General features: G+C 41.3%; 1 protein-coding gene. It reads right to left on the bottom strand.

Features of this window, described 5'->3' with window-relative positions:
- Positions 1-52: 52 nt before the first annotated feature.
- Positions 53-982, bottom strand: a complete 930-nt coding sequence (locus MN869_RS20325) for an IS5-like element ISAba10 family transposase (protein ID WP_005274609.1) — start codon at positions 980-982, stop codon at positions 53-55.
- Positions 983-1,023: the final 41 nt, after the last annotated feature.

Raw genomic sequence — 1,023 nt, 5'->3', positions numbered from 1 at the left:
GGCTTTGTTGCACAAATAGACGAAAGATAGAGTTGTTCTAATCTTCAGATATTTATGCAACAGCCACCGTTTTAGCTGTACCAAGTTGAGTAAATTTATTCAAAATATCGACTCTTATTTGCAAGTCAACCACCTGACGATTAAAGCATCGACTAGATACACCTTGTCCAAGTCGTTTCAAGGCAAACATTTTAGCCTCTATTCGGGATCGTCGATGATAACCAATATCTCGTTTCCACTGCTTTTGACCCTTGTCCCAACAGCCTTGTACTGCATGATTCCTTGCTTTACCAATTTCATTTTCTGCCCATAAAGCAGCATTGGAACGAGGAGGGATAATTACATTTGCTTGCCGTTTTAAAATCGCATCATAACAATTCACTGTGTCATAAGCACCATCAGCCGTGACAGATGCAATGGGTTCATCAATTTGATCTAAAAGAGGTTGGAGGATTTCAGCATCACCATATTGGCAGGTCGTGACTTCAACCGCTTGTATTTCTCCACTGTTTGCATCTGTCGCAAGATGTAATTTCAGCCATTGACGATGTTGGTTTACGCCATGTTTTTTACGCACCCATTCCCCATCACCTGTAACTTTGATCCCTGTGCTATCAACTAAAATATGCAAGTCTTCCTGTGGATTTTTTGCTGATTTATGTAGAAGTGGCTGGAGCTTATCTGCTCGCCGACTCAATGTTGAGAAGTCTGGAACATTCCAGTCGAGGTGAGCCATTTGAAAAAGGCTTTGAATGAAACCTTGTGTTTGGCGTAAAGCCAGTTGGAACAGGTTTCGTATCGTGAGGGCAAATTGAATTGCTATATCAGTGTAGGTAGGTTGACGTCCTTTTTTTCCAGTAGGTGTTGCAGACCATTGCATTTGGGGATCAAACCAAATGGTGAAAGCACCCCGTTGACGTAAAGCCTGATTGTACTCAGACCAGTTCGTTGTTTTGTATCGGCTTTTTGATTCTGTATTCATCTAACATGTATGGGGATGAAATTTATTTATGCAACAAAGCC

This window comes from Acinetobacter sp. NIPH1876 (genome assembly GCF_022808535.1).
GTDB lineage: Bacteria > Pseudomonadota > Gammaproteobacteria > Pseudomonadales > Moraxellaceae > Acinetobacter > Acinetobacter higginsii.
Note: the sequence above shows the minus strand (reverse complement) of the source record. Positions and strands in the feature narration are given on the sequence as shown.

Excerpts from the sequence above, each read along its gene's own strand:
- MN869_RS20325 (WP_005274609.1), bottom strand. The coding sequence starts at position 982 with ATGAATACAGAATCAAAAAGCCGATACAAAACAACGAACTGGTCTGAG.